The sequence below is a fragment of the Neobacillus sp. NPDC058068 genome (genome assembly GCF_042885335.1).
GTDB lineage: Bacteria > Bacillota > Bacilli > Bacillales > Cytobacillaceae > Neobacillus.
In genome coordinates this window covers 136,979-156,556 of sequence record NZ_JBHVSI010000011.1, presented here as the reverse complement: position 1 = coordinate 156,556, position 19,578 = coordinate 136,979, and the positions used below count along the sequence as shown (strand labels likewise).

The 19,578-nt window shown below is 38.5% G+C and carries 16 protein-coding genes and 1 pseudogene; 15 read left to right on the top strand and 2 right to left on the bottom strand.

The window, feature by feature from the left end; all coding sequences use genetic code 11:
• The first annotated feature begins 114 nt into the window (after positions 1-114).
• The 5 genes from ACFVSW_RS14690 to ACFVSW_RS14670 all read left to right on the top strand — a co-directional run bounded on the left by ACFVSW_RS14690 (position 115) and on the right by ACFVSW_RS14670 (position 9,361).
• The gene (locus tag ACFVSW_RS14690; RefSeq protein WP_387317290.1) at positions 115-5,196 is read left to right on the top strand and encodes a lamin tail domain-containing metallophosphoesterase family protein; all 5,082 of its coding nucleotides are present in this window, start codon (positions 115-117) and stop codon (positions 5,194-5,196) included.
• 128 nt (positions 5,197-5,324) lie between these two features.
• The gene (locus ACFVSW_RS14685; protein ID WP_387317287.1) at positions 5,325-6,866 is read left to right on the top strand and encodes a spore germination protein; all 1,542 of its coding nucleotides are present in this window, start codon (positions 5,325-5,327) and stop codon (positions 6,864-6,866) included.
• A gap of 6 nt (positions 6,867-6,872) precedes the next feature.
• Complete coding sequence (locus tag ACFVSW_RS14680) at positions 6,873-7,982, top strand: GerAB/ArcD/ProY family transporter (RefSeq protein ID WP_387317284.1); 1,110 nt, start codon at positions 6,873-6,875, stop codon at positions 7,980-7,982.
• Positions 7,957-9,204, top strand: coding sequence for a Ger(x)C family spore germination protein (locus ACFVSW_RS14675; protein ID WP_387317283.1), 1,248 nt, complete (start codon positions 7,957-7,959; stop codon positions 9,202-9,204). Before ACFVSW_RS14680 ends, ACFVSW_RS14675 begins: the two co-directional genes overlap by 26 nt.
• A gap of 1 nt (position 9,205) precedes the next feature.
• Positions 9,206-9,361 (top strand): hypothetical protein, encoded by a 156-nt coding sequence (locus tag ACFVSW_RS14670; protein ID WP_387317281.1) that lies wholly within the window; start codon positions 9,206-9,208, stop codon positions 9,359-9,361.
• A gap of 99 nt (positions 9,362-9,460) precedes the next feature.
• Here ACFVSW_RS14670 and ACFVSW_RS14665 read toward each other — a convergent pair whose 3' ends face one another.
• Positions 9,461-10,363 carry a DMT family transporter gene (locus ACFVSW_RS14665; protein ID WP_387317278.1) on the bottom strand — a complete coding sequence of 301 codons (903 nt, stop codon included), beginning with the start codon at positions 10,361-10,363 and terminating at the stop codon, positions 9,461-9,463.
• Between the two features lie 593 nt (positions 10,364-10,956).
• On the opposite strand from ACFVSW_RS14665, the gene ACFVSW_RS14660 reads away from it, so the two are divergent.
• Positions 10,957-12,492: a multicopper oxidase family protein gene (locus ACFVSW_RS14660; RefSeq protein ID WP_387317276.1), complete on the top strand. Its 1,536-nt coding sequence runs from the start codon at positions 10,957-10,959 to the stop codon at positions 12,490-12,492.
• Positions 12,493-12,539: 47 nt separating this feature from the next.
• Here the strand turns inward: ACFVSW_RS14660 and ACFVSW_RS14655 are convergent, their stop codons facing one another.
• Positions 12,540-12,722 (bottom strand): hypothetical protein, encoded by a 183-nt coding sequence (locus tag ACFVSW_RS14655; RefSeq protein ID WP_387317274.1) that lies wholly within the window; start codon positions 12,720-12,722, stop codon positions 12,540-12,542.
• 351 nt (positions 12,723-13,073) lie between these two features.
• On the opposite strand from ACFVSW_RS14655, the gene ACFVSW_RS14650 reads away from it, so the two are divergent.
• From ACFVSW_RS14650 to ACFVSW_RS14610, 9 genes and pseudogenes are all read left to right on the top strand, one after another.
• Entirely contained in the window at positions 13,074-14,048 is a 975-nt protein-coding gene (locus ACFVSW_RS14650) for a glycine-rich domain-containing protein (RefSeq protein WP_387317272.1), read from the top strand.
• A 55-nt stretch (positions 14,049-14,103) separates the two neighbouring features.
• Positions 14,104-14,556: a DUF3995 domain-containing protein gene (locus tag ACFVSW_RS14645; protein WP_387317269.1), complete on the top strand. Its 453-nt coding sequence runs from the start codon at positions 14,104-14,106 to the stop codon at positions 14,554-14,556.
• A 12-nt stretch (positions 14,557-14,568) separates the two neighbouring features.
• On the top strand, positions 14,569-14,976 hold the full coding sequence (locus ACFVSW_RS14640; protein ID WP_387317267.1) for a GNAT family N-acetyltransferase: 408 nt from the start codon (positions 14,569-14,571) through the stop codon (positions 14,974-14,976).
• A 150-nt stretch (positions 14,977-15,126) separates the two neighbouring features.
• A pseudogene (locus tag ACFVSW_RS14635) lies at positions 15,127-16,166 on the top strand (IS1595 family transposase).
• Between the two features lie 15 nt (positions 16,167-16,181).
• The gene (locus ACFVSW_RS14630; protein ID WP_387317265.1) at positions 16,182-16,646 is read left to right on the top strand and encodes a DUF6557 family protein; all 465 of its coding nucleotides are present in this window, start codon (positions 16,182-16,184) and stop codon (positions 16,644-16,646) included.
• Between the two features lie 150 nt (positions 16,647-16,796).
• On the top strand, positions 16,797-17,246 hold the full coding sequence (locus ACFVSW_RS14625; RefSeq protein ID WP_387317262.1) for a GNAT family N-acetyltransferase: 450 nt from the start codon (positions 16,797-16,799) through the stop codon (positions 17,244-17,246).
• Between the two features lie 236 nt (positions 17,247-17,482).
• On the top strand, positions 17,483-17,632 hold the full coding sequence (locus ACFVSW_RS14620; RefSeq protein WP_387317261.1) for a hypothetical protein: 150 nt from the start codon (positions 17,483-17,485) through the stop codon (positions 17,630-17,632).
• A 176-nt stretch (positions 17,633-17,808) separates the two neighbouring features.
• The gene (gene catA / locus ACFVSW_RS14615) at positions 17,809-18,459 is read left to right on the top strand and encodes a type A chloramphenicol O-acetyltransferase (RefSeq protein WP_387317259.1); all 651 of its coding nucleotides are present in this window, start codon (positions 17,809-17,811) and stop codon (positions 18,457-18,459) included.
• A gap of 131 nt (positions 18,460-18,590) precedes the next feature.
• Positions 18,591-19,556: a helix-turn-helix transcriptional regulator gene (locus tag ACFVSW_RS14610; protein ID WP_387317256.1), complete on the top strand. Its 966-nt coding sequence runs from the start codon at positions 18,591-18,593 to the stop codon at positions 19,554-19,556.
• Positions 19,557-19,578: the final 22 nt, after the last annotated feature.

The window sequence follows — 19,578 nt, the reverse complement described above, 5'->3', positions numbered from 1 at the left end:
AGAAAATAAACAAAATTAACAAACAGTTATCGTTTGCTTAAAATTTTCTTAACAAAATATAGGTAGAATGGTACATGGTGGAAATGTAAACGAGAAGAGGGGAAGAATATGAGAGTGGGGAAGGTTAGAAAGAAAGTAAGGAAGCTGTTCGTACTTGCCTGTATGTTCGCAATTATCCTATCAAACCTTAGTTTGGCAGCTCCAAGTAAGCGAATTTATGCAGAAGAAATGCCAAAGGACGAACAAAATGTGGATTCTGCTAAAACCGAAAATAGTCAAAGTGAACCTGTGTATCCAAGTCAACAAGGTCAAGGTCAAGAGGAATTTGGAGCATCAGATCAACCCGGTGATAGCCAACATGAATCAATTGACCCAAGTCAAACAGATGATAGTCAAAATGCAGAAATTGACAAAAGTCGATCAATTGAACCATTAACGGAGACTCCTTCAGTAAAAGGTGGTTCTGTATCTAGTCCACAACAAGAAGACACATCTGCACAATCAGGTGAAAATCAAATAGATGACAATGCTGCCTCTCAAGCAGTAAAAGGAGGAGAAGAAGATTATAATCAGTTTCCTCAGCTATTGATTACTGAGCTATCTCCCAATTCTAAAGGAGCAGGGACGGACTATTACGAGTATATAGAACTCTATAACAATACCAATCAACCACTTTCTCTAGAGAATTATTCATTTATTTATAAATATACAGACACGGGCGTGGAAAAGCCATTTCTCGTTCCGGCTGTTACGCTCGCTCCAAAACAAACGATTGTCTATTGGTTTAATAATGGCAACCGTACGTTAGCAGACTTTAATGCGAATTTTGGCCTGAATTTAACAGCTGAGCAGGTAGTAGAGTTTAAGGATGTTTTCCCTGGATTTGCAAACGGCGGGTTCCGCGCCCTCGTAATTAAGGATAAGGCAGGGAAAGAGATTGTATCTGCAAGCTATTTAGGCGAGGAAACCGATAACAATGGTGCGGGGATTGAATACAAATATCCGGCATCAGGAACAGCGATGGATAAATATCGTGTGTTGGCAGCACCGACACCTGGAGACATTGAAGCAGAGCAGGTTCCGGTAAAACCAGTAAATTTGGATGAAATCCCTAAGGACGAAGAGGCGCCAGTTATTACACATACACCTGTAACCGGGAGTGATGCTTTTTCACCAATAAAAATAGAAGCAGCGGTTACAGATAACATGACCGTACCATTTGTCACCCTTCATTATAAAAAAGAAGGCGATGAAACCTTTACATCAATATCTATGAATGCAAGTGAAGGTGATTCAACTAAATTTGCCGTAGAAATCCCTGGTGTAAATGTGGAATCAAATATTACATATTATATCGAAGCTTCTGATGGTACCAATAGTTCAAAGACGGAAGAATACCTCATTACTGTGAAGAAAACCAATATGGATTATAATAAGCTCCCTGCCTTTTTAGTGACTGAGCTTGTCCCGGATTCTACTAACGTTGGTTCAGCAGATGGCTATGAATTTATTGAAATCTATAACAATACGGATAAAGACATGAACTTTAAAGATTACAAGATTCAGTACAGATATGGCACTGATCCTACAACAGACGTTATTTGGCCGTCCATACCGGATGATGTGGTGATTCCTTCTAAAAAAACGCTCGTCTTCTGGATTATCAACGACCAAAACACAAATAAAACAGTTGCTGATTTTAATGCGAATTATGGTTCAAGCTTAGTGGAAAACAAAGATATTGTAAAAATTTATAGTGCGGGAATGGCTAATGCATCGACAAGAGGCCTCGTTGTGGCAACCAATACGAAAAAGGAAATCGCAGTTGCTTACTATAATGAAGAACCAAATGTACTTGATACCAAGCCGGATAAAGGGATTTTCTATAAATATCCGCTTGATGGGTCCGCTAAAATGGCAAAAATCAGCGCTGGTGTGAAAGCCGCTACACCGGGAGTGGTTGAATCATCCCAGGTTCCGGCACAGCCTGTCCATATTAGCGATGATACAATCAAGCCTGTGATTGAAAACATGACAAAAGTAACGGAAGTAAATCAAAAGGAAAACATCCAAATCGTTGCCGATGCTTCTGATGACAGGGAAGTAAAAACAGTGCGTTTATTTTATCGTCCCAACCATCAACAGGATTACACCCAGGTCCTGTTAGCGGAAGATTTCAATGATATGATGTATCACCATACGATTTACTCTCCCGAAATCATCGGGAATCAATACGTGGAATATTACTTTGTTGTGTCAGATGGTACAAATGAAGTAACAAGTGAAACATATAAAATCACTATAACGAATGATTTGGACGATTCAAGCTTGCGCTTAAATGTGAAATCGAATGAGATTATTTCCAAAGAAAAGATTCTTAAAGGAACATCTAAATCAGAATCACCGGACCAAGTGAAACTTTTCATTGATGGATCCGAGTTGACCGGAAATACGTACCAATCGTTGGAACATGATGCTTATTTTGCGTTTGAAGCAAGTGGTGTGGATACCTTTTTCCAAAATGGTGTCACAATGGGGGATGACATTATCCGGATTTTTGATGATGGCATCACAAATTGGGATACGATCACCGTACCGATTGATGCCGATCGCCTTATGATTGGAGAAAATGTGATTACCATTCGTTCCGGCAATAAAGCATCACCATTTCAATTAGAGGAATCTAAAGAAAATCGCGATGATTTTGATATTAGAAACGTAAGGTTGGTTTTAGCAGACGGCACGATTTTACGAGACCCTGTGAAAAATAACCCCACGAAGGTTTATGATATGGGGGATGACGGAACCTATCGGCCATTTGAAGATTTTACGTTTACGATTACAGCGGATCAAGCGCCATCCAAGTCCTACAAATGGGATACCACGAAGGCCGCTGATGGAGAACATGTTGTAAAGGTGCAAGACTCCGATGAAGAAGTAACTGTTTCAGTAAACGTCGATAATACTGCACCGGTGATTACAACTAACCTTGAGGATGGAAAGGAATACAAGGGCAAGTTTGACATCCAGGTCGATGCGGCTGATGCCATTGCAGGCGTGCAAACACTTCAAGTCATGCTGGATGATGAGGAAATAGCGGTTCCATATGAAACAGCCTCGTCAAAATTGGTGCCTGGTGACCATACGCTGACTGTTACAGCCTTTGATAAAGTAGGAAATAAGGCAGAGAAGATTGTTCGTTTTTCAGTTGTGAATGAAAATCCAAACAAACCTGAGCTGATATCACCGACGGATAGGAGTTCAACTCCGGTTGATGGGAATCCTACTTTAAAGGTAAAAGTAACCGATCCAACTAACGACGATTTAGACGTTACCTTCTTTAAGGGCTTTAAATATGATGCCAGTCAAACTGATCGTGTAAAGGCATTTAAAAATGCTACCGATACAGAACCGCCAAAAGCAATGGTTCCAGCCGGCGAACAAGCCTTTACGGCGGATGATATGTCACTTGTTTCAAAGCAGGATCAGCAGTACTTAGTGACGGATTCAGACACGCAATTTCCTTATCAGCGGTTTGAAGTGGCCGTGGATGCTTCAGTTGACGAAACAGACCTTGTCGAATTGGAGTGGAAGGGGAAATCTCTGCCGGGCAGAAAGGTAGCCATGTATGCATGGAATCATAAGCTTGGCAATTGGTCAACGATTCAATATAAAATCGCCGGGGAAGATGACTTTGAATTGAAGGGGAATGTGGCTGTCAGCGATTTTGTCAAGGATGATAAGATTAATGTGTTAATCCAAGACGAAATCCCTTCAACTCCTGACCAGTATGATTATACATTTGTGTGGATGTCAGACACGCAATATTATGCGGAAAGCTATCCGCATATTTATGACCGGATGACACAGTGGATTGCGGAGAAGCAGGATGAGATGAAAATCAAATATGTTTTCCATACAGGCGATCTTGTCGATAAAGCAGGCGTGGAATACGAATGGCAGAATGCCGATAAATCTATGAAAGTGCTGGATGACAATCATATTCCGTATGGAGTTTTGGCAGGTAATCATGATGTCGATCATAAGACAGGTGATTATACACAATATTATAAGTGGTTTGGTGAGGATCGTTTTAAGGACAAGCCATACTATGGTGAATCTTATAAAAATAACCGCGGCCACTATGATTTAATCTCAGCCAATGGAAATGATTTCATTATGCTATACATGGGCTGGGGCGTGGAAGATGAAGATATTAAGTGGATGAATGATGTCTTAAAACAATATCCGCACCGTAAGGCAATCTTGAGCTTCCATGAATATCTTCTAGTTTCCGGCAATCGCAGTCCAATTGGCGAACGGTTATATCAGCAAATCGTGCTGCCGAATAAAAATGTCATTGCTGTACTTAGCGGCCATTATCATGACTCGGAAACATTGGTTGATGCAATCGATGATGATGGCGATGGGGTGCCGGATCGCCAAGTTTATCAAATGCTTGGCGACTACCAGGGTGGACCTGAGGGCGGTCAAGGGTACATGAAGCTGCTTCATTTTGATCAAAAAAATAACAAAATTATCGTTAATACGTATTCACCGTATTTAGATAAGTATAATTATTATGACCCAATTGAATTTCCGGAGAAGGATGAACGGAATTTAGAAGTAGACTTGGAGCCGAAGCTAAAACGCGTCGCGACTGACTACTTTACAGTCAATGTTTATACCGATACTGAAATCGGTAAGGCAGAAAACATTCCGAGTGGAACTATTGCTCAAGCTGAATGGAAAGGGTTAACAGAGAATCAGTCGTACTCTTGGTTTGCAGTGGCCGAAGATAACTATACCGGAAGAGCTGTCTCCGATATCTGGACATTTACAAAAGGGAAGGATGAAAATCCAAATCCAGATCCAAATCCTGTTCCGCAAGAACCATCTGATCCTAAAGATGGGCAAGGAAACAATCCAGGGAATAACGATGGTTCTACCGACCAAGGGAATAATCCTGAACCTACCGATGGTTCTGCCCCCGGTACATCCAATCCGGATGAATCTGGGAAAGGTGGCAATCCAAAAGGAACGAGTCCGGACAAGAAACCAGAGGCTCACGGCAGTCATTTGCCTTCAACAGCTACCAATACCTTTAACATCATTCTTATTGGAGTTTTGCTAATCACCATTGGAGTGATTACATGGGCTGTTAGACGAAAATATACAGAAAGCCAAAGCTCTTAAGTTATTTTAAAACAAAAAGCGGTATCTCCCAAAATGGAGATACCGTTTTTTGCTTGAATTGATATTCCATTCCATACATAACCACCCCTAAAAATGGAAAACTATATAAAGATTAGGGGTGGTTCAGGATGATAAAAAAGATAGGGAAGTCACTCAAAAGGGCATTTAACACGGAACCACAATTTAGCGAACAATCCAATACAAAAGCAATTGAATTGAAGACACAAGATATTAGCCGACATTATGAGCGAAATTTAGAGACATTTAAGGCGATGTTTAGTATACCGAAAAATGTTGATGTCAAAATCCGTGAGTTTACCATCCGATCTTTAAAATGCCGTGCCTTTATCATTTATATCGATACTATTGTAGACACCGATCAGGTTCAGAAGAGCATTGTGAAGCCGCTAATTGAAAACGAGCAGCCCTCAAGAAAGATTCAAGATATTGTGTCCTTCCCGGTCGGAAAGACAATCATTAATATTGGAGAAATTACGGAAAACATCACTATGGGTATTACCGCGCTCTTTGTGGATGGAGATCATCAATGCTATGTATTTGAAACGACGAAAATTGAAGGCCGCGGCATTGAAAAATCCGATAATGAAGTCATTGTCAAAGGGGCAAAAGAGGCTTTTAACGAAAAGCTGGCTGATAATATTGCGTTAATCCGTAAAAAAATAAAAAATGAAAACCTGATTGCTGAGGCACAAGTTATTACAAAACGGTCCAGAAACGATGTATTGATTGTTTATGAAAAAGACTTGGTAAATGATGAACTGCTTCAAGAGATAAAAGATCGGCTGGCTTCGATTGATACGGATAGTATTCTTGATTTAAGTATATTGGAACAGTATCTGGAGGAACGACCAAGATCCTTATTTCCTACTCTGTTAAACACGGAGCGTCCTGACAGGGCGGCCTCTTTTATTGAAGAGGGTCACATCGTTTTGTTAATGTCCAATTCACCAAACTGTCTTGTCCTTCCGGCTACCTTTTGGACCTTGTTCCATTCTCCGGAGGATCATTACCTGCGTACACCGTATGGTAATTTCATCAGGATTTTGCGATTCCTTGCTTTATTTATCTCTCTTTTTGCCTCTTCCTTTTATATTGCAATTACAAACTATCATGTCGGGATGATCCCGCCGGATTTGTTAATGGCGATTGCTGGAAGTAGGGAACGAGTCCCATTTCCGTCGATCATTGAAATCTTAATGATGGAAATTGCCTTTGAACTTATTCGCGAAGCCGGGTTGCGTGTGCCCTCTCCTATTGGTCCAACCATCGGGATTGTTGGTGCGTTAATTTTGGGCCAGGCTGCTGTTCAAGCGAATATCATTAGTCCGATTGTCATCATTGTCATCGCCTTGAGCGGCTTAAGTTCTTTTATTGTCAGCGATGTGAGCATGAATTTCGCTATTCGCATAACTCGCTTATTGTTTATTTTTGCATCAGGCTTTTTCGGCATATATGGAGCAGCAGCTTTATTTATTGCCGGCCTCTTTTATATAGTTTCATTAAAATCATTTGGTACATCATACTTTGCACCCATGACACCGTATTTCTTCTCGTCAAAGGACTTAATTATACGTCATGTTCCCATGAAACAAAGGTTTCGACCAGGGTATCTAAAACCAAAGGATATGGTCAAACAAAGAAAGGGATAAACGCAGATGAAACAGCAGCCTGGAAAACTTGGAATCCGTGAATACGTGTCCATTGCTATTTTAATGGTTGGGACGAAAGCAACTGAAGATACACCATCCATGCTGTATAATCAGGTCCAAAATGCAGCGTGGATGATTCCCATCCTTACAGCAGGGATCTTTTTTATCCCTCTCTTTTTATTAATGAAAGTGATGTCATTGTTTCAAGACAAAAATCTGTTTTCCGTTATCCAAACATTACTTGGAAGATATATTGGCTTTTTTGTTTGCCTTTTCATATTTGTCATCAGCTCATTTGCTATTTCGTTCGATACGAGAAATTATACAGATATTATTAGAACGTATTATTTTCCAACGACACCTGCATTCATCATCTATGCGCTCTTAATGTCCGTTTGTGCATATGGAGCTAAAAAAGGAATTCAACATGTTGGATCGGTTTCCTATCTTCTCGTTTACTTTGCAGTGCTATCCTTGTTTCTGGCGTTATTATTAAGTACTCAAGTTAGCAACATTCAAGCATTATTTCCTATTTGGGGTCCCGGAAAACTTGAAATTTTGAAACAAAGCTCTCAAAGCTTAACCCTTTATGGAGATTTTTTTATACTTGCCCTGATCATTCCTTATATCCCTTCCAGCAAAGCATTTCGAAAAGGCACATGGATTGCCTTTACTTTTGTCAGCTTCCAAATAAGTATTTCTGTCCTAACCTTCATCTGCATGTTTGATGAATCTTTAGGAGGAATTAACTATCCATTCCACACAGCTATTCGTTATATTTCGCTAGGTAATTATATTCCGAATATCGAAATTATTTTTTTCACGATATGGATTATGGCGGCATTTATTCGTTTTACAGCCTTTTTGTACATCGTTGCCTTTATGTTAGGTCATATTTTTAAAGTTAAAGATTTTGAATTTTTGACTCCATCACTTGCGACGATATATTTATTGATTGGAAGTATCCCAGAACCATCAATTGAAGTTATTTCAAAGATTAAACCAATCATAGCAAACGTAGCGGGTCCAACCTTTGCTGCCATTTCCATCATTTTATGGTTGGTCGCACTAGTAAAGGGAGAGTTTAAACATGCAAATAACAAAAACAGTTTGTAAATTTTTGTTGCTTCTCGTCATGGTTTCTTCCTTAGCAGGATGCTGGGATCGGCTCGAACTTGAAGACAAATCGTATGTGATTGGACTCGGTCTTGATCGTTCAAAACATGATGGAAAAATCAAAGTCACCATGTTACTGGCTAATCCAGAAGTAGGAAGTATGCAAGGCGGCGGTGGTTCAACAGAAAAGCCACGAGAAATTATCACGTTTGATGCAAATGATTTCATTGCGGCGAAAGGGACGGCTAATGCCATCATCACACGAGTTATTAGTTATGATCTATTAAGAATTATTGTTGTTTCCGAGGAATTTGCAAAAGAGCAACATTTTATTTCTGTATTTTACGACGTCTTACAAGATAGAGAAATTCATACGAATTGTTTTTTAGCGGTATCTAAAGAAAAGGCAAGTGAGTATTTTCTTCATATTCGTCCTAAAATGGAAACAAGACCACATAAGTACTTTCAATATATGATCTCTCACGGAATTGAAAATGGGCTTATTCCAGATTCTACGCTTCTTCGTTTTTTTAAAACAATGGAAAGGGGAACAGACCTTTTTTTGGCAATGTACACAACTGCAGAAAGGGGAAAGAATCGTAAAATTAAAAGGGAAGACGAATACTTGGCAGGGCAAGTGAATGCAACTGGCGAGTTGGATGATACACAATTTATTGGCTCGGCGGTCTTCAAGAATGGGGTGATGATGGATAAGATAAACGGTCAAGAAACACGCATTGTCAATATCCTTGATGATACAACAAATATCAAAGACATATTGATAGATATACCTGATCCATTTTCCGATAATCAGAGGCAATTTGCAGCAAGACTTATGAAAACAGAAAACAATAAAGTAAAAATGAATTTAAAAGGCGTCAGACCAAAGATCGATATCACCATCCCATTAAAGTTTGAGATAATGTCAAACCCATCTATGGTTAACTTGACAGAGAAAAGGAACCAACAAATCATAAAAAAACAAATAGCAAGGCATATCAAAAAAGTGAATGAGGACCTGTTAAAAAAAACACAAACAGAATTAAAAGGTGTACCATACCCATTATCCTTGAATGCCCGGAAATATTTTGGAACGATACAGGAGTATAAAAGATTTAATTGGGCAAAATCGTATCTTAAGTCAGACATTGTTGTGAATACGAAGATTGACATTCTTGATTTTGGTAAACGAACAAAAAAAACCGGAAAGGCAGGGGAATAGGTTGAAAATTTTCATTGTCGCTGCGCTGTTTGTCATCACCCTTTATACCCTTGGTTTTGCCATTACCCTATGGAAGGAGAAACAAAAATTTAGTGCTCTGGCTGTTTTTTTCCTTACCCTTGCCATTCTCATCCTGCCATTCTTTTCGATTCTTTAAGTCGGAATCCCTTTCAATAATGCAGGGATTACTGACAGAAAAAAGCGAACAGAACCCTTCCGCTGTTCGCTCACTGCTATGGGTGTGAATCCAGTGCCATTACGGTGAAGTAGTAGGCTTTTGCCCTTTTTTCCCGACTCTTATCTCTAGTTTTTCACTTAAAAAAGTTGCGCCCAGAACAAGGACCCCACCAATCATTTGAATGAATGTCATGCTTTCGCTTAAGAATATCGCTGCGATGATGACGGCGGAAATTGGATCGATGTAACTAAGAACAGCAATCGTTTGCCCTTTTAGTTTTTGAAGCGAAGTAAAATATAAAAAATAGCCTAACCCTGTATGTACAATTCCTAGGATTAAAATAAATAGAATTGAAGTCAAGTTTAAGTTAGAAAAATTTAGGTTACCTTGCCACCATATATAGGGAAACAAGACCAAAGCAGCTGCCATTAATTGTACTAATGTAGTTTCAAACCCAGACAAATTTTTGATGAATTTGTTCATTAAGACAACACTTGCATAGAATGCTGCCGCTAAAAGGCCATAGAAAATACCTACTGTATGATTCTGTGAACCGCTTGTACCGCTAGATCCATTATTCACGATTAAAAACAAACCAACCATTGCCATGATGATACAGACAACTTTCACACTCGTTAGCTTTTCTTTCAGGAGCCATGGTGCTAATATCATTACAAAGATGGGTGCAAAGTAATAGCTGATCGTGGCATTGGAAATCGTCGTATAACGGTAAGCTTCAAAAAGAAAGATCCAATTAAAGCCAACAGCTGCACCTGATAATAGCAGTAGAATGGCATTTTCCTTTAATGCTTTTAAAGATGGCTTATGTTTGACTAGGAAACTAGCAAGTAGCAGGAATATACTGCCGATTACTCCTCTTAAAAACGCGATTTCACTAGAAGTGAGATCAATCTTTTTGACAAATACCCCGATGCTCCCAAATATAAGCATAGCCGTAATGAACCTCATTTTCCCTTTCATTCCCATCCCCCTTTGTTATTCTTAATCCAATCATAAAATGAAGGATTTCTCAACTGGTTTTTACTCTAATCAGCTTTATAAGCGACCGAATCCATCATGAAAGAGCCCGTTCGGTAGCTTATCGAGCTTATAGGCGACCGAATCCATCAAGAAAGAGCCAGTTGGGTAGCTTATCGGGCTTATAGGCGACCGAATCCATCAAGAAAGAGCCAGTTGGGTAGCTTATCGGGCTTATAGGCGACCGAATCTATCAAGAAAGAGCCAGTTGGGTAGCTTATCGAGCTTATAAGCTACCGAATCTATCAAGAAAGAGCCAGTTGGGTAGCTTATCGGGCTTATAGGCGACCGAACCCATCAAGAAAGAGCCAGTTGGGTAGCTTATCGAGCTTATAAGCGACCGAAATCATTAAGAAAGAGCCAGTTGGGTAGCTTAACGAGCAAGTGAAGCAGCGTTTTCTTCAGGAAAATCCGAAACGGACTTAAGATATTAAGAAAGGGTGAAGAAAATGTTAAGAGTTGACCATGGATGGTGATACTGATTGCTTTTTTAACATAAAGTGATGGTAACCATTTGTATAACTAGGAGCGGACATATGAATCTTTCAAAATTTGTTGATGAACTCCCTGTGCCTTCTGTTTTAAAACCTCGTCACAAAGATCGATTCCATACTTATTATGAACTGAATATGACACAATTCAAGCAGTCGCTCCATCGTGACCTGCCTGAGACAACTGTCTGGGGCTTTGAAGGTGTCTATCCAGGTCCAACCTTTGAGGTTGAAAGTGGTGAAAAAGTTTTTGTAAAGTGGATCAACAACTTGCCTGATAAGCATTTGCTGCCGGTCGACCATACAATTCACGGTGCCCACTTGAGTGTTCCAGAAGTCAGAACGGTCATTCATTTGCACGGTGCAAGCGTTGAGTCGGAAAGCGACGGCTATCCGGAAGCTTGGTTCACAAAAGGGTTTGAGCAAGTAGGACCTCATTTTTCAAAGGAGATCTATCGCTATGATAATTTTATGCCAGCCTGCACTCTCTGGTATCATGATCATGTCATCGGGATTACCAGGCTCAATGTGTACGCTGGATTAGCAGGATTTTATTTGATAAGAGATCAACGGGAACGTGAATTAAATTTACCAAGTGGACAATTTGATATTCCGCTGATTATCCAAGATAAATCCTTTCATCCAGATGGTTCGCTTTCTTATCCGAAACAGCCAAAAAAACCGGTGCAAGAATTAGATACCTCTATCATACCTGAATTTTCAGGTGATACTATCGTGGTGAATGGGAAAGTATGGCCCTATTTCAATGTGGAACCGCGGAAATACCGTTTCCGGCTGTTAAATGGATCTAATACCCGTTTTTACCGAATTAAGCTCGATTCAGAGCAGCTTCTTTACCATATTGCAACAGATAGCGGCTTAATCGAATACCCGATTGGAATCAGAGAAGTCATTTTGGCGCCTGCAGAGCGGGTAGAAGTGATCATTGATTTCACTAAACTTGAAGGAAAAAGAATCGTTATGACAAATGATGCCCCATTTCCGTTTCCAGATGGCGAGCCAGTAGATTCTAATACGGTTGGAAAAGTGATGGAATTTCGAGTGGTTCTGCCGCTTTCAAGCAATGATACGAGTGTGATTCCCTCTTTCATGGTGCCTTTTCCGAAAAGGAGAGTGCAGACAGCCTCAAAGTTTAGGTTTCTCACTTTAACAAGAAGTGTTGATTCATACGGTCGGGATTTAATGCTGCTCGATGATCAGGATTGGGATGCCCCGATAACTGAAAACCCTAAATTAGGACAGACAGAAGTATGGTATCTCATTAATCTAACAAACGATACACACCCGATACATCTTCATTTAATCGATTTTCAAGTAATAGACCGCAGAGCTTTTGACGTTGAAAAATATAAACAGAAGGGAATTCTCGAGTACACTGGCCCGGCAAGGCCTCCTACTCCACAAGAAAGAGGACGGAAGGATACCGTCATTGCCTATTCTAATCAGGTTACTCGGATAATCATGAAATTTGGACCTTACGCAGGATTGTATGTATGGCACTGTCATATCTTGGAGCATGAGGATTATGTCATGATGAGACCGTTTCGCGTCATCACATGATGCCGATTTTAATATCGTTAATTGAATAAAAAAAAAGTATAAGAAAGTTAATAAACTTTTCTTATACCGGATAAACGGATGGAGAAAGAATTTTGCTGTTCATCTTTCATCGAAAGAATTTGTTCACGCAAATTTAGGCGATAGACACGTCCTTTAATAGTTTGTAAAATACCATTTTTATCATAGTCAATGGTGACAAGTTTTCTTTCTGCCAGTTTTTTTAAAAACATTTAGATTCCCCCCTTCATAAGTAATGGTTCATACAATACCATTGTAAACTGAACATATTAAGAAATAATGAAGTAGTTGTTAAGGATAAATGTTAAAAAGGTAAACATTTTGGAAATCATGAAATCACAAATCATAGAAAGGGTGCGAAATTTGTTTCGCACCCTTTTCAATGGCATATTGAAAAAGAGCTGGAAGTTGGTATGTAAACTATGAAATTAGAAAATGAAGGATTTCTCAACTGGTTTTCACTACGAAGTGAATGAAAATTAAAAATATTGAGAGTGAGTATATGGTAAAATAAGTTAGATGGGAATTGAACCTATAGCAGTTCGTTCAAAGGGGGAATTTACATGATTGCTGAACTGGTGGTTGGTGGTCTTTTGTTGGTCGGGATAAGTGCAGGAGTTACGTCAATGATAAAAAACAAACGGCCGAAATTGGCTAAGGAAAACATCCCGGCCCGTCTGGGAGTCCTTGATCATGTTCCAATCCAGCCGTTGCTTGATAAATTAAACGGCGCATTAGATGATGATTATATTCAACAAGTGAAGCAGCGTTTTCTTCAGGAGAATCCGAAACGGACCGAAGATGAATTTGAATGGCGATTATTTGAGTTAAAGCGCTATTTCTTATTATCGAATATTTTAAAGAAAACGCCGATGTTTAGTGAAGAGGTAGATGAAATCTGGCATGATATGCTGCTTTTTACGCAAAAATATCAGGTGTTTTCAGAGCAATTTCTTGGGACCATGCTGCACCATACACCGAACACAAGTCCAGAGCCTGCACCCCAGGAACGGGCATTTTTTGATTGGGTCTTTTCGCAGCTGTTTCAAATTACCAAATTCAGCTGGAAAACGTGGGGGAGCTATTTTAAACATCCGGTCGATTCACAACTATTAAAGGAATTTAAAGCAGGTAAAAAAGAATATTTGATGGAAACATATTTTAAGATAAATGAAGATAACAAGGATATGATTGACGATCTGGTAACTAAAATGAAACAGCAATTAGACGAAGTCGAAAAAGTATATCAAGTAAACAAAAAAGGCAATTTTTCGAAACAGCAATCATTTGGCGAAATGTCTTCTCTATCCTTAGTGATGATTTTCTTTTCCTGCCATTATTTTGATGATTATTGGCACTATGCGAAAGCATATGCCTTTGCCAATACCGCCAATTACATGAGCGGCTGTACCGCTGCCATTTTTTGCGGTTCCGCTTCTTCGGATGGTTCAGGAGATTGTGGCGACGGCGGCGATAGCGGGGGATCGAGCTGCTCAAGCTCCAGCTGTTCCAGCTGCGGCAGCGGTTGTTCAACATAATTTCCGTAGTAATGAAGTTGTTTAAAATATTGCCATTTTAATGAGGAGCAATTTTATGGAAACTAAAAAGTGGATATTGTCTTTTGGGGTGTTATGGACGATTCTTTTTTCCGGCTTGAGTTTCTACTGGGCAATGGGAGGCATGTTTGGTGTTAGATCCCTTGGAGGATCCATTTATGAAATGGCATTAAACCCACCACCATCGTTTGTAAAAATAGTTTGGATAACGGGATTCATCAAATTGCTCGGAGCTGTATGGCTCATGATGCTGTTAATGAAATGGAGAAAATCTTGGATTCAAACGACGCTCTATCTCATAACGAAGATTTCTGGACTATTACTCTTTTTATATGGTTTGTTGAATTTTATAACAATATCCTTAGGTGCAATGGATATTTTAAACCTTGAATTGGAAAGGTACGCCACATTTTGGAGGTTAGTATTTTGGGAGCCTTATTGGATGGTTGGGGGTATACTTTACTTCTTTTCGATTAAAAAAACGAGTTAAGGAGATTTTTGTGTGGAAGCAACTATAAAATATACAATCGAACGCCCTGATGATTTTACGCAACTACTAACCATATATGAACAATTAGGCTGGAATTCACTACACTTAACCGTTAATGATTTGGAAAAAATGTGTACTCAAAGCTGGTATGCTATTTATGCGTTTGATCAAGAAAAGTTGGTAGGGATGGGACGCATTATTTCTGATGGTGTAATTACCGGAATTATTTGTGGAGTGTGTGTTCTGCCGAGTTTTCAGTCCAAAGGTATCGGCAAAGAAATGCTGCAGCGAATGGTTGCACATTGTGAGCACAATCGCGTCATTCCGCAATTAATGTGTGCAGAAAGCCTGGAATCCTACTATGAATCTGTTGGATTCAAGAAATTTTCTGTAGGAATGACAAGGAATATAAATCGTTAAGAATGGATGTTCAAGTAAAGGGCAGTTTGTAGGAATAAAATGTATCAACTAATTTTTAGGCTCTGTTAAACAATTATGTTGATATTTGAACAACACGAACCTTTGTTCTATAATAGTAATATAAATAAGGACAAAAGTGAGTGGTTTCAAATGGCATTAACAGACATCATTAAGGAGATTCAAAAACTTAATACGCAGACCAACTTCGTTTGAAAGAGTTTTTTACGAAATCTCTTGCGGCATCTTCTGCAAGTGAACCTATCTTTAAAGAGGTGTCCGAACAGAAACATAAAGACGGCTACACTTGCACTCACTGTAATTCAAATAATGTTGTCCGATTTGGAAAATACTCCGTCAAATCAGGTATGAAAACAATGGAACGGCAGTGTTATCGCTGTAAAGATTGCGGTAAAACCTTTACCGATGTCACAAACACTCCTTTGCAGGGTTCACACCTTCCTCACAAATGGTTGGATTTTATTCAATGTATGATAGAAGGCTACTCTTTACGAAAGGCATCTGAGCTGATTGAAGTCCACTTTGTCACCCTTTTTTATTGGAGGCATAAGGTTTTATCCGTTTTGAACCAAATGGATTTCGACCAATTTTCTGGTATCGTCGAAATGGACGAAACCTATTTCCTATACTCTGAAAAAGGGAAACGGAATTTAAAAGGGCGTAAAGCACGAAAACGTGGCGGTGCTTCTCAGTTCCGTGGCATCAGCAAGGAACAAGTTTGTGTGTTGATTGCTAGAGACAGTCAAAAACTGACTTTTTCCAAAGTGATAGGGCAAGGACGTATTGTGAAATCCCGTTTGGATAGAGCTATCGGGTCCAAATTATCCAAATCGAATACCCTTTTTACTGATGCGTGGCGCGCTTTCAAAACCTATGCAAAAGATAAAGGGTTAGAACATTACCCATTCAAATCTGACGGAAAGGAACGAGTCAGAGGGCTTTATCATATTCAAAATGTAAATAACTATCATAGCCGTTTAAAAGGCTGGATGGACCGATTTAAAGGCGTGGCAACCAAATACCTCGACCATTATTTGAGTTGGTTTCAATTCCTGGACTTAATCAGATTCCGTAATGATTCCACAACGATAAGCAAAATGGTTATTGATAGTTGCTTGTGCTCGATTAATGAAACTTATGAAAGCCTAAGATTGTCGGGCTTTCGAATATAATTGTTGGAGGCGTATATGAATACCTTAAAGGATTTAGTTTCAACAACCCCCTTTGATAAAGTTTGGGAAAAAATCATTTTGCATTATTCAGATAGAATGGAACGTGAAATCAAGGATATTCAAAATGATTTTAGAGTTCTATATGAAAAACTGCATAATGTTGAGCTAAAAGACAATCATTCAAATATGGTTATTTATATAAATGCGTTTGAAACGGATGAAAATGATGAATCAGTTTTTCAATCATCTTTCGATGAAAATAATCAAAACTTATACTTTGACGTTTCGGGTAGAGATGATGAGCATATTGGCTACTCACTTGTTGGTAATAACTTCAATGAATGGTTAAATTTTTACATCGACTCGGACACTTTAAACTCAATGAGTTTTGAAAGTATTCTTGCACATTGTTTGTGGGAAATGACGTATTTTGGCTACGATAATTTTGATAATGAATTGAAGAAAAGGACCCTCAATTAAGGTCCTTTCGTTCTTAACCGAAATCAACAATATTATTTAACAGAGCCAATTTTTAAGAAATTTGAATAAGGATTCCTTCCAACCTAATATCGAATGAACAAGTTATGGCTAAAATTAAGAACGAGCAATTCCATTAATGGAGGTATTGAAGTGAACAAACACAAATTCATCATAACTCAGTATAGCCCCAAGTATGCTGAACAGACAGTGGCTATGTGGCGAGATAGTAAGGAACAGGCAATTGGCCAGAAAGAAATTCATAGCTTTGAAAATCACCTATATTTTTTAAATTCTATATTACCTGAACAGTTTCAAATAGATTTAGCATTAATTGATGAACAAGTAGTTGGAATGATTGCCTATAATGAGAGGGAAGTAAGCCAGCTTTATATTCATAATGATTATCAAGGAATCGGAATAGGTCAAACATTACTAGACAAAGCAAAAGAACAATCAAGTGGTAGATTAACATTATATACATTTGAGGTAAATGAAAAGGCACAACGGTTTTATGAAAAACATGGATTTAAAAAGATTGGTTATGGACACGAAAATGAAGAGAATTTACCTGATATTCAATATGAATGGATATCCAAATAAATAATGCAATCATTTAATACATCAAGTTTTGGTGCATGAGATACCTTGAGGCAATCACAATGAATCCGTTTTGAAAAAGATTGATCAAAAAGGATTCTTTTTTTATTGAGTAAATTTGATATGCTCTTATTCACTTCCGAAGTGTCAGTAAATTCAGAGTTATATATTTACAAAAATTTCTATATGTTTTATGATTTTATTGCATATATTCGGTCATTCTTAGGGGGATTCCTATCATGAATTTAATATTTGGAGCATTAGTGGGGATATTTGTATTAGTAGCTTTCATACACTACAGAAATGGACAGGAGACCGAAAAGACACATGAACTATTAAATGAAATTTTAAAAGAGCTAAAACAAAAAAATAAGGTGGATGACCAATAGGAAAAATGACTCTAAGAAGACTGACGGCTTCCATAACGGCAGCAGCGGTCCTTTTTAACAAGTAATTCTAAATATTGGGGAAACAAACTTTCATTAAAGGTCCGCTAAAGGTAGTGTGGTTAATATAGTCAATGTAAGACAGCGGCTTACAAAAACTATTTTAGGAGGCTAATAAAATGAAGTTTAATTTAATTGATCGAGAAAACTGGGATAGAAATCAGTATTTCGAGTATTATTTAAATCAAAAGTGTACGTTTAGCATTTCAGCAAATATAGACATCACAACATTATTAGAACACCTGCGCAACAAGGGGATTAAACTATACCCGAGCTTTATATATATGGTAAGTAAAATAGTAAACTCTCATCCGGAATTTAGAACCTGTTTTAATGATGAGGGAGTTCTGGGGTATTGGGATCAAATGATTCCTAGTTATACAATTTTCCATGATGATAATAAAACATTCTCTTGCATTTGGACTGAGTTCTCAAATGTATTTTCTGTCTTTTATAAAAACTATCAAGAGGATATAAAGCAATACGCAGATGTTAAGGGTCTTTTTACGAAAGAAAATGAACCTAAAAATTCCTTTCCTATATCCAGTATTCCATGGGTTAGTTTTACTGGATTTAACTTAAATATAAATAATGATGGCGACTTTTTATTACCAATCATTACAGGGGGAAAATATTTTAATCAGGAAGATAGAACTTTGTTGCCTATTTCATTACAAGTGCATCATACAGTTTGCGATGGTTATCACGCTAGTACATTTCTAGACGAGTTACAGCATTTAGCTAATAATTGCCATAAGTGGCTCACTTGAAAAAAGTAAATGAGAGTTCGTTTTTATATAAGGAGTTGTTATCGAAACTCTTTATATTACGTCACCAAGTATAAAGGAATGAAAGATGCAAGGGACTTGCCAAAGTTGCTGTAGAAGGGACTAAATAACTCATGACCAAGGCTGTAAATATGCTTTCTATACTATGGTTGCTCAATACTGGAAAACGAATGACTGCCCAGCAACTTGCAGAAGAATTGGAGATCAATATCCGCACGGTATACCGTTATGTTGATGCCTTGTGTGCCAGCGGAGTTCCGATCATTTCGGATGCAGGTCATAATGGCGGCTACAGTTTGCTCCATGAGTTTACAAAAGCACCGCTATTTTTTGATGTAGAAGAGCAAAAAGCGCTGATTCATGCAGCAAGTTTTGCATCAGAGGCAGGGTATCCATTTAGTGAGGTTTTGAATAGGGCAGTCACAAAGCTGAAAATGTATACAAATCCAGAACAATTGGATTATATTAATCGTCATGAAACAGGGTTTGATGTGATTCAGCCTCCAGCTAATTTAGAATTGGAATCGCTGCTGCAAGAAATAGAAGAATCCGTAGCAGAAGGCTTAACACTATTAATGGAGTACCAAAAAGGAAATGAAAGCACACCTCAACCACGCAATATTGATCCTTATGGTCTTATTTATTGGAAAGGCAATTGGTATGTCATCGCCTATTGTCACATCCGCCGTGAAATACGCAGCTTTCGTGTGAATCGGATTGTGAGTCTATCTCGAACAGGTATTGAATTTGATCGTCCAGCAGATTTTTCAGCACGTTCTTTTTTTCTAAATGGACTTTTGCCTGATTTAGATCAGCCTGAACAGCTGATCTCCATTCAAATTGAAGGACAGGCGCATGCCCTCGATGATTTATGCCAGCATTGGTTATTTGGGCATGCACTTACCCGTCGATCGGAAAATCATGCTCATTTTAGGATAGATGAGCAATCGATTAATACATATGTACCCTACTATCTTCTTCCTTATGGAAGGACCATAAGGATTCTAGAACCGTTATTTTTAAAAGAGAAAATGGTAACAGTTACTTCAGAATTAGTAAAACATTATCAAAACTTTTAACTTCACTGACCGTATATGTCAG

What these genes read in the sequence shown, in the direction of transcription:
- ACFVSW_RS14630 (WP_387317265.1), top strand. Translation starts at nt 16,182, where the DNA reads ATGAATACCTTAAAGGATTTAGTTTCAACAACCCCCTTTGATAAAGTT.
- ACFVSW_RS14660 (WP_387317276.1), top strand. Translation starts at nt 10,957, where the DNA reads ATGAATCTTTCAAAATTTGTTGATGAACTCCCTGTGCCTTCTGTTTTA.
- ACFVSW_RS14610 (WP_387317256.1), top strand. Translation starts at nt 18,591, where the DNA reads ATGACCAAGGCTGTAAATATGCTTTCTATACTATGGTTGCTCAATACT.
- ACFVSW_RS14650 (WP_387317272.1), top strand. Translation starts at nt 13,074, where the DNA reads ATGATTGCTGAACTGGTGGTTGGTGGTCTTTTGTTGGTCGGGATAAGT.
- ACFVSW_RS14665 (WP_387317278.1), bottom strand. Translation starts at nt 10,363, where the DNA reads ATGAAAGGGAAAATGAGGTTCATTACGGCTATGCTTATATTTGGGAGC.
- ACFVSW_RS14655 (WP_387317274.1), bottom strand. Translation starts at nt 12,722, where the DNA reads ATGTTTTTAAAAAAACTGGCAGAAAGAAAACTTGTCACCATTGACTAT.
- catA (WP_387317259.1), top strand. Translation starts at nt 17,809, where the DNA reads ATGAAGTTTAATTTAATTGATCGAGAAAACTGGGATAGAAATCAGTAT.
- ACFVSW_RS14645 (WP_387317269.1), top strand. Translation starts at nt 14,104, where the DNA reads ATGGAAACTAAAAAGTGGATATTGTCTTTTGGGGTGTTATGGACGATT.
- ACFVSW_RS14680 (WP_387317284.1), top strand. Translation starts at nt 6,873, where the DNA reads ATGAAACAGCAGCCTGGAAAACTTGGAATCCGTGAATACGTGTCCATT.
- ACFVSW_RS14675 (WP_387317283.1), top strand. Translation starts at nt 7,957, where the DNA reads ATGCAAATAACAAAAACAGTTTGTAAATTTTTGTTGCTTCTCGTCATG.
- ACFVSW_RS14620 (WP_387317261.1), top strand. Translation starts at nt 17,483, where the DNA reads ATGAATTTAATATTTGGAGCATTAGTGGGGATATTTGTATTAGTAGCT.
- ACFVSW_RS14685 (WP_387317287.1), top strand. Translation starts at nt 5,325, where the DNA reads ATGATAAAAAAGATAGGGAAGTCACTCAAAAGGGCATTTAACACGGAA.